Annotated in this window: 6 protein-coding genes and 1 pseudogene; 4 read left to right on the top strand and 3 right to left on the bottom strand. The window is 48.5% G+C overall.

Features of this window, described 5'->3' with window-relative positions:
- Positions 1–65 precede the first annotated feature (65 nt).
- From ACCI49_RS16680 to ACCI49_RS16665, 4 genes and pseudogenes are all read left to right on the top strand, one after another.
- Positions 66–1865: an autotransporter assembly complex protein TamA gene (locus tag ACCI49_RS16680; protein WP_371840239.1), complete on the top strand. Its 1800-nt coding sequence runs from the start codon at positions 66–68 to the stop codon at positions 1863–1865.
- A complete protein-coding gene (locus tag ACCI49_RS16675) occupies positions 1865–5881 on the top strand; it encodes a translocation/assembly module TamB domain-containing protein (protein ID WP_371840238.1) in 4017 nt (1338 codons plus the stop codon). Before ACCI49_RS16680 ends, ACCI49_RS16675 begins: the two co-directional genes overlap by 1 nt.
- A gap of 118 nt (positions 5882–5999) precedes the next feature.
- A pseudogene (locus ACCI49_RS16670) lies at positions 6000–6137 on the top strand (helix-turn-helix domain-containing protein); the annotation flags it as partial.
- A 613-nt stretch (positions 6138–6750) separates the two neighbouring features.
- The gene (locus ACCI49_RS16665) at positions 6751–7230 is read left to right on the top strand and encodes a hypothetical protein (protein ID WP_371840237.1); all 480 of its coding nucleotides are present in this window, start codon (positions 6751–6753) and stop codon (positions 7228–7230) included.
- A gap of 359 nt (positions 7231–7589) precedes the next feature.
- Here ACCI49_RS16665 and ACCI49_RS16660 read toward each other — a convergent pair whose 3' ends face one another.
- The 3 genes from ACCI49_RS16660 to ACCI49_RS16650 form a co-directional block, all read right to left on the bottom strand.
- A complete protein-coding gene (locus ACCI49_RS16660; RefSeq protein WP_371840235.1) occupies positions 7590–8489 on the bottom strand; it encodes an alpha/beta hydrolase in 900 nt (299 codons plus the stop codon).
- Between the two features lie 537 nt (positions 8490–9026).
- Positions 9027–12167 carry an efflux RND transporter permease subunit gene (locus ACCI49_RS16655; RefSeq protein ID WP_371840234.1) on the bottom strand — a complete coding sequence of 1047 codons (3141 nt, stop codon included), beginning with the start codon at positions 12165–12167 and terminating at the stop codon, positions 9027–9029.
- Positions 12164–12952: an efflux RND transporter periplasmic adaptor subunit gene (locus ACCI49_RS16650; RefSeq protein ID WP_371840233.1), complete on the bottom strand. Its 789-nt coding sequence runs from the start codon at positions 12950–12952 to the stop codon at positions 12164–12166. Before ACCI49_RS16650 ends, ACCI49_RS16655 begins: the two co-directional genes overlap by 4 nt.
- Positions 12953–13129 lie beyond the last annotated feature (177 nt).

Genomic DNA, 13129 nt, shown 5'->3' with positions numbered 1-13129 from the left:
TGATGTGAAGGGAACGGATATCCGCTAGTACGCGAAGTAGTCGCTGTAGACAATGGATTAATAGTTTGCGAACTCTCTTTGTCTCCCTGCTTGTCGGTTTTGCACTACTGCCCCTACAGCGGGCGGTAGCCATTCCCTTTTTCTCCAAATTGCCGGGCTTTTTCCTCTATGTACAAGGCGATCCTCAATTGCAGGATAACCTTCGCAAGGAACTCAACGAGCTGCGTAAAAACAGTAGTGCCCTCGAGAGCTATGAAGACCCACAGGATATCGCCCACTATGAACGCGGTAACCTGGAAAAGTTGCTGCGATCAGAGGGATATTACGATGCCACTGTACGTGAGTCGGTACTGGGTAATGAGATTGTTTACCAAGTGGTACCCGGCCCGCAGTATTTGATCAAAAGCCTGGATATTGAAATGCCCGCAGGTCTGCGCGCGGGCTTTCCCGGCTTGCCGATCTCGGTGGGTGATCCACTTCAGGCTGATGAGGTACTGGAAGGTGTGCAGGAAATTACCAAGTATCTCAATAACAATGCCTGCTTGCTCAATGTCGATGTTACCTATCAAGCCACAGTGATTCACCAGGAGGCCGCCGCGCGCTTGGTGTACCGTGTAGCGCCGAGCCCGGAAGTGATGGTGGGCGATGTGCAAATCCTCGGTGCCACTTCAATTGAAGAAGACTACTTGCGCAGCAAGTTGAATATTAATCCAGGCGATTGTTTCAGCCGCAGTAAATTGGATGCAGCCCAGTTGCGCTTGTTGCGCACCAATTTAATTTCCAACGTGACCCACCAGGTATCGGAACCCTATAGCGGTCTGGTGGATGTCACTTTTATTGTGCAGGAGCGTAATCATCGCACCATTACTTTGGGGGTGGGGTATACCTCTGATGAGGGCCCAGGTGTATCCGCCAGTTGGGAGCATCGCAATATTTTTCACCGCGGTGAAAAGTTGGAGGTAAAGAGCAAGGTCAACCCGGTTAAACAGACGCTGGAGAGCAAGCTGACCATACCGCGCTTTTTCAGGGACAAGCAGCGCTTTACCGCGAGTGTAGCGCTCACCGGTGAAGATGTAGATTCCTATCGCTCAAAGGCATTGACGCTCAAGGGGCTAGTTTCGCGCAAGTTAAGTAAGCATCGTACACTGAGTGCCGGGGCTGAATTGAAGTTCAGTCGTGTGGATGAAAAGGTGGATGGCGCTGTGGAGGATGGAGATGCAGATGAGAATTATCGCCTGTTAGCATTTCCTCTGGGTTTTAAGCTGAATACAACAGATAAGCCCCTAGATGCCCACCGTGGGGCCACCACGGCCTTGGAAATTAAGCCCTATCTGGACTTGAACAATAACAGTACCTCTTTTGTAAAAAACACCCTGCAACTAACCGCCTATAAAACAGCAAAATCTGCTCGTTACGAGCCAACCTTAGCCCTGCGTATCAAAGCGGCGACCATTACTGGCGCTGCCAACCTGGATCTACCGGCGGATGAGCGTTTTTATGCCGGCGGTGGTGGTTCGGTGCGCGGCTACGGCTATCAGGAGCTGGGCCCGCGCATTGTTGAGATTGGAAAAGATGGCCAGGAAACCCTCTCCGACTCGATAGGCGGGCGCGGTCTCAGTGAGATCTCTATTGAGGGACGCTTTCGTTTTACCGATACCTGGGGCGGGGTCTTGTTCCTGGATGGGGGTAATGCCTACGAAGATCCGAGCCCCAATTTCTCTGACCTTTTCTGGGGGGCGGGTTTTGGGGTGCGCTATATCACCTCATTCGCCCCTATTCGCTTCGATCTCGCTTTTCCTCTGGATCGCCGTGATGGCGTAGATGACCGCTACCAGGTGTATATCAGCCTGGGACAGGCTTTCTGATGGCCAGGTTGAGCACATTTGCATTGGGCTTCACCCGCGCCCTGGGTGCTTTCCTGCGCGGGTTGTGGCGCTCCTTTGGTGCTGGTGGATCATGGATCACCGGTCTGTGTCTGGTGATTGTACTTTCACTGATTTACTTCCTGGGCACTGAACAGGGGCGGGTCAACCTGACTCGCATCGCTTTTTATGGCGCGGAACAGGCAATCGACGGTCTCTCTATTGAGGCGGAGGGAATTGCCAGTGAGCGCCTCGGCGCATGGTTTTTCGAGCGCCTTCGAGTCGATTTTGAAAGCAACACCCTAGCGGAAGCGCACCAGCTTGAATTGGAGCTGCAGAGCTTTTCCAGCAATCCCGTCAATATTGAGCGCGTTGCCACCAAAGACTTTCTACTAAATCTTGATGTGCTGGATGAATTGCTGAAGTCCCTCGCCCGAGCGGAAGAGGAAACTGGCCAGGTTGTAGAGGAGCAGGCTGACGGTTGGGAAGCCACCAGCTGGGAAGCTTTACTACCGAGATTTCGCCTTGGGGAACTGCGGCTTGAGCGGTTGCAATTGATCAGTAGCAAGATAAGCGATATTCCCGCAATCGCTGTATACGGCAATACCCTGTACCGATGGAAGGGGCAGCCCACCCAATTACAGCTGGAAATCCGCGAATTAAATGGTGGCGACCTGCAGTTTATTGCCGAGGGGCACGAGCGCCAGCCCGGACGATTTGTGTTGGATTTCTCTGCCAGTGAAATGGCTCAAGGATTTTTGGGCCGCCAGTTGCATTTACCTCAGGGCCAGGGGCTGGACGCGCGCGGTAAAATTTCGCTGCGCCGCCGCGATAAACAGATACAGGTTGATGTTGAGTCCCTCTCCACGCCTTTTTTCCAGCACAAACTGGCATTGACAGGCAGTTTGCTTGTCGACTTATTTCCCTGGAGCCTACATACCGATGGCATCTGGTTGCAAGTGGATGGTACACGCAGCACCTTGTCCGGCAATATTAATGGCGACAATATCCATGCCGAGCTCCATCTCAATCGCTTGCCGGTAACGCTTTCCCGACCTTGGCAGGATGTGTTGCATAGTGGCTGGTTCACTGCTGATTTAACCGTTTCCGGCACATTGCCACTGCCCGATATTTCGGGCCAGGTAAAATTGAACAGTAGTTATCGGGAGCAGCCCCTGGACCTGACTGGCCAGGTGAATACTACCCGCGGAGTTATCCATCTGGAGTCCTTGCAATTGGAATTTGCCGGGGCACAGGTTCGTACTGCGGGTAGCATAGATACTGAAAATAAAATCCTGGATATGAGTGCGGCTGTGCAGGAGTTGGGAGTTGAGGAGATTCGCCGCCTTCTATTCTCTCTCCCGCAAACACAGCAACTAAAAATCCCCGATGACTTTTCCGGCACTCTGCACCAATTACAGCTAACCGCACAGGGACCTTGGGATAATCCGGATTTGCAGGGAGATTTGAGTGCTGTATCCGCTTACCGAAATTTACAGAATGAGTTGACGGCCAGGGTTAATGGAAACCTGAGGGGCCTAACGATTACAGAGTTTGCGCTGGTGGGGGACAAGCTGAATGTTCTGGGCGGCGGCACTGTAGGTATTGAGTCTAAAGCACTTAACTTGCAGCTGCAGGTGGATATTCGTAACCTCAACCCAAGTGAAGATCTCGGTCTTGCCTCAGCCAAGGGCATTAGCCTGGGCCTGCAGGGGCAGGTTGATGTGGAAGGCCCCTGGTCCAACCCGCGTCTAATTGTCAGCCTGGAATCCGATGGCCTGGTCCACGAATATCGCTACAACCTGAAAGGCGATGCCAGCGGTGATCTGGAAAAGATTAACCTGCAGGATTTGCGTATCGAGTTATATGCAAACGGATCAGTAAACCATTTCGATATGGGGCAATTCCGTGGCCCTCAGTCGCCGTCCATAATTCCGAGTATGGAGAAAGGCACAACTCAGCCAGAGCAAAATGCGAGCCGCCTCACCGCACTTGCAGAGGAAGCCCGGCGCCTGGGGCGCCAGGGAATTGCCCTGGTTGAAGCTGAGGGAGTGTTTGAGCCAAAGCAGGATCGGCTCCAGGTGGGGGTGCATGCGCGCAACCTGCCGCTAACCTTACTCGAGGTGATAGGGCTGCCGCTACCCCGTACGCTCGAAGGTGAACTGAGCCTGGATGGTGAGATCAAGGGAGCGCTTACCAACCCCGAAGTGCGTGCCAGTGTGCTGGCCCAGGGCGGCTATCGCCATGAACCCTGGCAGTTGCAGGGGTTACTTGATTATGCAGAAAAGAGCCTAGTTGTGGACGGGCTGGAGTTTCTGTGGGCAGGGCGCAATCAATTGTGGGTCCACGGTAGTCTCAACCAGCAGCGGCTGGATCTGCAGCTGCAGGGCAGGGCCTCTCTGGAAGATCTCTCACGAGAGTTACCGTTTAATACACCTGAGCAGGGTGACGTCGTTCTGCACTCAAGTATTACCGGCAGTCCGCGTCAGCCACAGTTTGAAGGGGAGCTGCGAATCAGTGGTTATGTGCCCGGCCGTGAGCAGGGGCGTGTGCAGGTACAACCACTCTCTACGGTACTTGAATGGCACACCGAGGGTGGGGAATTGCAGGCATCCCTGGTGGCTGAGCACGGTGGCCGCCGTGCAATAGATGGTAATGCCAAGTTATTGATTACACCTATTTTTGAGCGATTGTTTTCTGATAGCGCAGCAGAGTCTGTGAGCGATCTCCCATTGCAGCTAGTTAGCAGTGGTTCCGCAGACTTGTCGGTAGTTGCTGAATTTATTGATCCCAGGGTGCATGTAATGCGCGGTCTATTGAGCTTCTCAGCGGATGGTGCCGGCACTTTGGGGGACCCTCGCCTTATTGGTGCTATAGAGCTGAGTGGAGCCAGCTATGAGCATCGCCCCAGCCACACCCGCATTACCAATATCGAATTTTATACGCGCCTGGCACCGGGAGAGTGGCGTATCGAGAGAGGTAGTGCCACGGTTGTTGATGGTGGCACGATTAATTTGGGAGGAGCAATATTTTTCCCCGAGCAGGCGCCGCCACAGATGAGCCTTAGCTTAAATTTGAATAGCGCCCACTTGCTAAATACCCCGGGAGTACGCGGCGCAATCTCTGGGGAAGCGATCTTATCTGGCTCCACCCAGGATGCACAAATCACTGGTCGTTTTATCCTGCGCCCACTGGCGGTACAGATAGAACAGTGGATTGGCAGCACCGTTCCGGAAATACAGGTAGTGGAAGTTCAGGTGGACGGTCCCCAGGTGGAGCGTGCACCGCCGCTGCTTAGTAAGATCAGCTTGGGAGTCGAGGTGGTGCTAGATCAGCAATCTTATGTGCGTGGCCTCGGTCTTAACTCGCAATTGCGCGGTCAAGTGGATATTCGCGGAACTGCGGCCAAACCGGAAGCCTCGGGTGAGCTTACTATTGTGCGTGGTAGTTTTGACCTGCTGGGTAAGAAATTCAATCTACAGGAAGGGGAAATCCGCTTCGAAAATAATGAAGTGGCGGTATTTGTAGAAGGCGTTTACAGCTATAGTGATGGTGAAATCACTGCAAATATTTCCGGTTCTGCAGCAGATCTGGATATTACTTTCAGTTCAGACCCTGCAGCCTCCCAGGACGAAATTTTAGCACAACTGTTGTTTGGTAAGTCCCTATCGGATATCTCGCCACTCCAGGCAGTGCGCCTGGTGAGCGTGGTGCGCAGCTTGCAAACCGGCCGCGCAGTATTGGACCCCGTGGCCAAAACCCGTGAGTTGTTAAGACTCGATACCCTCAATGTCGAGCAGGAGGAGGGGGAAGATGGCGATGAGTATGCACTGAGCTTGGGTAAATACATTACCGACCGGATTTATGTAGAACTGCAACGCAGCACAGACCCATTGAGTCCCTGGCAGGCGGAGATGCAGATAGAGTTAAGGGATAATCTTAACCTGGAATTTAAAACCGCTGATGATGGTGACAGTGGCTCAGGTAGCGTGGAATTACAGTGGAAGAAAGATTATTAAATAGTGTCCATTCATATGGATTAGTTTAGACCCAATCTAAAATTTTCTTTTCAAAATAGGGGCTTACCGGTTTTGATGAAGGTGACCAAACCTAAAAGCAAAATCAAAGGTAAGCCCCATGATCCATGCTAATGACCGCATTATTAAACACAAGACCGGATTGTTAAATCTGGTAGAAGAGCTCGGCAATATCTTCAAAACTTGTAAGATGCTCGGTGTATCGAGAGATACTTTCTATCGATACAAGGAAGCGGTTTATTGTGGTCATGCCTAAACGGAACAGACGTCGGTAGGTGTTACGCAGGAAGAGCAGATTGATGGCGTATTGATCACTGGGGGGCAGTATATAAGGTGCTTGGCGGCTATGTCGATCTGAATCTGATAAGCGGTGAAGGTGTGGGAGGGTGTGAAGCTCTACAAACTACTAAAAAGGGGAAGGAAAGATTACACTGTGCTCGGGACCGTATGAGGCATGGATGCCGATTACGAGCTTACAGGGGTGTATTCATAGCGAGCCTCGAGTGCAGTGTAATCTTTCCTTCTGACCCAGTAGTACATCAGTTCAGCGAAAAGCACTCCTTATCGTAAAAAGCAACAACTGTGGTTTTTCAAGATTGTCCTAGAAATTTAGTTATTTTTTCTCATGGTGATTTATCAGTTTACTGTAAAACTTAAGTCTGAATTTAGAAGCTACTTTAACCAATAAAGCGCTAAATATCATGCCGCTGTTACCTTTTGTGAAACGAATTTATTTGTAACCTTGTTAGATGAATACTGTAGGTTTATGTGCATAAATATAGATTACTTTGCTTGAGAAGCTGTAGCGGAGGTCAGTCAGGGCTTGCCAATAGATAGTAAAGGATTTACTAATGAAGACCTTAACCCCCATCGCCGCAGCTATGTTAGTAGCATTTAGCGTAAATACGTTTGCAGATAATAATATGGCCATATTAATTCAGGTTGGGAACGGTAATATGGCTGATGCTGATCAATCAGACCCAACCATTCTAAATAATTTGATCGTGCAGACTCTAATTGGTACTTCTAATAACTCTGCTGCATCTCAAACTACCGGTACTAGTCACAGTATGGCGGCAAATCTACAGGTCGGGGAATTAAATTCTTCGAATTCTTTACAGCAGAGTGATACTTCGTTTAGTAGTATTTTTATCAATCAAGTAGGCTCTATGAATGAGGCAGATATTATCCAACTTGGAAGCGCTCTGAGCCTTGCTTTCATTGCTCAATTAGGTATTGGCAATATGCATACAGCGACCCAAAGCGGTGTTGATCAAACCGCGAGAGTCGTACAGATTGGCAACGACAATATGGCTACGATTACCCAGTAGCGTCCCTTCCTACGCCTCCTTAACGACCTCTCAAAATAATAGAGGAGTTGTTATTAACTGGGCGGACAAATAGTTCGGTTAATAGGATACGCGTATATTGGATAATTTCTTAGCGAGAATCACAATAGAGAGGCCAAAAGTAATCCTGACGCAAAGTGGATTGGGTTATACGCAGGGGAACAGTGCGAACTTGCGGCCGAAGCAACTACCGATTTCTTTAACAGTAACAATTTAATCGCCGAGATTCCATGTGACTCACATAGGTCTAAGCAGCTACAAAGGCATTTTACGACAGCTACCCGTATGAAAATTGCCTTCAGACAGCAGGGTCTTGATCTGTCTATTTAATCAAGTCAATATCAAAATGAATATTTTTTAGGCAGAATTTTAGCCCTAAAAACCCGCTCGATACCCTTATCATAACCAGGGTTTACCACCGTGCCGTGGTTTTCACCCTCAAAGATACGATTGTGCAGGGTGAGGTTTTCATAGCGGCGGGACTTCAGCCGTTCGAACATATCCTTAAAGTCCTGCACTCCGCAGACATCTATTTCCTCGTTACAGGTTTCCTCTCCGCCAATGAACATAAACACACTTTTGGGTAAGTCAATCTGGTGCTCAGCGTAAGCGAGTTCACTCTCAAGGATTTGTTTATTGGCCCACCAGATACTGGGGCTGCCGACCACATAGCGGTCGAAGTTATCTGTATGATTAAAGAGGCTGTGTAGGGCAAGGAGCCCGCCGAGGGAGTGACCGGCGAGAGTTTCGTCATTTTCATCCCCCATAAATGAGTTATTGATAAACGGCTTTAATTCGTCCTCCAAAAACTCAAGGAAGTCATTCGCCCCACCGCCTAGGATGTTCCCCTTGATTTCCCCGGGTACCGGGGTAAAGTCGGTTAAGCGCAGGGTGAAGTTGGCGCTGTCGATGGGGTGGGAGATCCCGACAAGAATGACCGGAGGAAGCTTGGTGTTGCCGTGTTCATCCGGAATTTGTTCCTGTATCAGGTTAGGTGCCACCATGGGAAAGTGCATAAAGCCATCGGTCATATACACTACGGGGTATCTGGTGCTGTCTTCGGGATTGTAAGATAGTGGCAGCATGACATCGATTACAAACCCTCGTCCCAGCAAGTCAGAATGAAAGTTGTAGGACAAAATACCCTGGCGAGTAAATGTCGTAGGTTCAATGGTTCCTGCCAGCACTCCTTGGGAGGCCAGAATAATCAGGCCAAGTATAAATACTTTAATTATTTTCATTTTAATCCCTTAATGAGCCACTCTAAGTGTGAGTGTGCCCAGTCGCGCCAAAAGGCGGTCAAGACTGACAAGCCTATCAGATTGAGTACGATGCTAGCTACAGTGAAGGGTGTCAGCTGTCGCAAAGAACAGTATATAAAACCTGACAAATGCGAAGAGGGTATTTTTGAGTAGAATTTTGCGCCAAGGCTGGAGCCCTGCCTCCTCTAATATCTGGTCTGGATGGGTATAAGTGGTAGCAAGGACTCAAATGTAATGAGCGGGCCCATAAGCGAGTCACCTAGGTGATGGTAAGGGATGAGCTACGAGTGCACTTAAAAAGATCTATTGGACTCATGTAGCTGGCAGCTTCAACTAGGCTGGGTGATTGATATAGAGCACCCTTGCATATAACATTGTCACTTTAATAGGCTTATTTTCCCGCAAGTAGGCCATTGATCGCCCAATTTATAGTACTCCTTCAGACATGCCATAAAGAGGGAAGGAGAGAATACACTGTGCTTGGGACCGTATGAGGCATGGATGCCGATTACGAGCTTACAAGGATGTATTCACAGCGCGTCTCAAGCGCATTGTATTCTTTCCTTCTGGCCCAGTAGTAAGTCCATCAGGTTCTGTGGTCTTTTGGTCTAGTCGTATATCAAAGATCGTTAAAGAAAGTAAAGCGGACATAAAACCTAGCACAAAAAGAGCACTGAATAGCATTCCGCCGGTGATGACTGTTGCCAGCCCGCGATAAATTGCCGCACTACCTCCTGGGCTCACTATCAATGGTAAGTTACCAAAGATGCAAGTGATGCTGGTCAGCATTATGGGGCGAATACGTAAACTGATAGCATTTTTAATAGCCGCAACTTGATTCATCCCTCTATCCCGAGAAGCTTGGAATTGATTGACTAGTAGAATTGAGTTATTGACTACCAAGCCCATCAAGATCACAAAGCCTATCATGGTAATAACATCGAGGTTCTGTGGGACAAAAATATTCAGTAAGCGCAAGCTGAGCATTCCTCCGGCGAAAGAAAGAGGTATTGCCAGTAGCACGGCGAGTGCCAGCTTCATAGACTTCAGGGCAAAGTACATCAGCATAGCTAGAATTATCAGGGCCACTATGAGTATCCGTGAGAATTCTTGGAGAAATATTTTCAACTCGTTGGCACTTCCTCTGAACTGGGTATGCAAGTTCGAATATTGGCTTTGGTTAAGGAAAGTTAGGACGCTTTGATCAACTTGTTCAGTAAAATCTTTCATTGCGATACCCGCAGGTGGGGTTAAACTTAATGAGGTACTGACTTCCTGGCCGACACGGAGGATGTTGTCTGGAGCCTGGGTAAACTCAGCGGAAGTTAATTGCCGCAGGGGAATCAAACCTTGCCCAACAATCATAATTTCCGTATTTAGAAATTGCTCCAGGTTGGCTGGTTCTTTGGCCTTGAGGTAAAAGGGCAGCGTATTAGTGCCTGTGTAAAAATTACCTATATAGATGCCATCGGTAAGTGCCATCAAATGACGGTTAAATTCCGGTAATGTCATGCCCATACGAATCAGTTGATCCTGATTGGGCTCAAATTCAATGCGCAACCCACGATTGCTCAATGCGCTACCCTCAACAATTTGTGCATCAGGAAATTCTGAACGAAGATGTTCTAACAAGTCGCGTCCAGCTGCTTGAAGCACCGGTAGTTCAGCTCCTTTGATATCTAGTTGGCTAACCCGGCTATTGGGCATTGCAAATCGGAGAAGGCCGCCTTGTCGAGTATGAATTCTGGTGCCTATCAGCCCAGAGACAATATCCTTATTGATCCACTCTTTAAATGCTTCGAAATCCCAGTCTCCCTGGGTATAAATGTAAAGGTTACACATAGTCGGATAACAAAGCGTGCCATAGGTAACTATTTGCTCTTCAAACTTCCCTTTACTTTGTTCAATGCGATCCATAATTACCTGGCCGATTTCGCGTTCAACAGCTTCAACCGCCATTGGGCTCTCAAAGTTTATAAAGGTTGAAATCATCGCCTGCTTGGGGTCTGGAAGCACATCGACTGAGGGTGAACTGAGGTAAGTCACTAATATTGCAACTGGTAATCCAAGAATTAGTACGCAATTACGTAGACTTGCTCGGCCAATTGGCATTAGTGAAATACTAATCCAGCGCTGTAGCATACGATTAAGGAGTTGAACCTTTCCTGTTGTGTTTATCTCCCGGGGGCTTTTTAAAAGGTGACGCGCCAAAGCAGGCAGGAGTAGGAGGGCAAATAATATTGATGCAATAAGTGCGCTCGAAATGGTATAAGCCAGATCCTTAAAAAGCTGCCCCGTGGCTGATTGCATTGCCAGGATCGGTAAGAAGACGATAACACTGGATATCGTAGATGATGTTAAAGCGCCGGTAACCTCTTTAGCTCCCTGTCTAATACTGGTTAGCAGGTCAGCTCCTTGACTGCGTAAACGCTGGATGTTTTCGATAACAATAATGGCGGCATCTACCATCAAGCCAATAGAGAGAGCGATACCTGCAAGTGAGATAACATTCATGCTTCTACCGCCCAGGTACATACCCAGTATTACCAGTGCAATGCAAACAGGTATGCTGGTAAAAATCAACGCGAGAGTTCTAAAGTCTCGCAAAAACCAATATAAAATGATACACGCGAGAAAGGCCCCCAGAGTGAGGCTGCTATAGACTAGTTGCAATGAGCTGCGAATACTTTTGGAGTCATCACGGCTGATCGCCACTTCCATTCCCAATCTACCGAGCTCTCCCTCATTTAGCTCTGACATCAATGTTTTGATCATATCGATTGTTTTTAGAACATTGATATCGTCAGTTGGCATTAGATAGAAATAGAAGGATCGGTTACCTTCCAATGCAAAATAATTCCAGTCGGAAGCCATTCTGTTGTGTACACTTGCAACGTCACCCAGGCGAATAATGTGTGGCCCCCTGGTAGCAACCGGCAGTTTTTCAAAATCAGCGATAGGGATCTGGCCTTTAAAATTTAGGGCGTATTCTTTTGATCCGATAGTTAAGTTACCGCCAGAGCGATCAACTAGGTCACTTAGACGGGATTGCACCTCATTAATGGTGAGTGAAGCTTGAGCGAGACCTTGGGGGTCAAATTCGATATCTATTCGTTGCTCCATAGGGGTGCCAGATACAACAACAGAGGCTACGCCTGGTATCTTGCTAAATTCAGGTTGAACATGATCCCGGAATGCTTGGGAAAGCTCCTGCTTAGTAGCATGGCCATTGGAGTAAAGGAAGAAGCTGGCTAGGGTTGCTCCGGCACCATTGCTGAAGTTGTATAGGCGGGGTGCCGATACCTGGCTAGGCCAGTTGGGCACTTGGTTAAGCCGGGAGAGAACATCAATATACATCTGTTCCATGTCGGCATTAGAGTGAAAAGTAATGAGTGTCCAGGCAAAGCCATTACTAATGTTTGTCTGGATTTCCTCCAGGAACCCAAGATTAGAGAGTTCCTGCTCCAGTGGAGCGACGAGTGCCTGCTCCATTTCCATTGCGGTCTTACCAGGCCAGGAAGTAGCAAGAGCTATTTGTGGTCGGTCGATGTTTGGCAATAGTGCGTTTGGAATTCTGAGTCCCAAAAATATACCGAACAGCAGAAGAAGAAATCCGCAGCTGATAATGACCTGGCTATATTTTTCAACAATTTTCATGAGTCACCGTCCACTGGTACCACCTCCTGGCCCGCTTGCAAATTCCCATGACCGAGAACCACAAGTTGATCGCCTGGCTGGATCTCCGACATCACAATAAAATGATCGGCAAGGGTATCCAGTATTTCCACTTCGACTCTACGAACTCTATTTTCGTGTCCCAGCGCCCATGTATGGTATTTCCCCTCCTCTAATAGCACAGCATCGGAAGGTAACTTGGTAATTTTTCCTATTTGCTCCAGTGATTCTGTAGGGGTGAGCATGGCTATCTGGAAGCGCTGGCCCACCAACAAAGATTCAAAGTGATCTCCGTGGCCATCGAAGTACAGGGATAGATTCTGAGTATCCTGGTCCATGGTTCGACCGATATTTCTGAGGGTGAGTGGCTTACCATCATAAAGAAAATCGCTGTATTCAATAGGTGCATTCGTTCCAATTTGATCTCTGGTGACCCTGCATTCCAATTGTTTTTCATCCAGGGGAAGTAGCTGGAGTATTCGCTGCCCTTGAGTGAGCCTTTCACCAGGGTGGGCTTCCACTTGTAAAACCTGGCTGTCCCTGGGCGCAAAATGCTTAAGTCGATCGAACCGATACTGATCTATTTCAAGCTGTTGCTTGAGTCTTTGCTTATTCAGCCTGTGAGTATTAGCGCTGAGTTTAAGATCATTGAGTTGGGATGGAGAAACCATTTGAGCTTCACGAAGTGGTATAAGCCTGGCTAATTCCTCCTCGGCATGCGATAGCTGATGCTCCGCAATTTCCAGATCTGTCCTCAGAATATCCATCCCCCTCGATAGATAAAAGCCATCCTGCTCTGCAACTAGATCCCCGCCCCTGATAATAGATCCTACAGGCTTTACTGATATCAGTTCGGGAGTTATAACCAAATCTGGTGTTTGAAGGTTTGAAAAAAAGCGGCGTATCTGGTTGATTTGTTATCGCCAGACAATAAACCAACTAAG

Origin of the sequence: Microbulbifer epialgicus (genome assembly GCF_041447265.1) — a bacterium.
Taxonomy (GTDB): domain Bacteria; phylum Pseudomonadota; class Gammaproteobacteria; order Pseudomonadales; family Cellvibrionaceae; genus Microbulbifer; species Microbulbifer epialgicus.
Note: the sequence above shows the minus strand (reverse complement) of the source record. Positions and strands in the feature narration are given on the sequence as shown.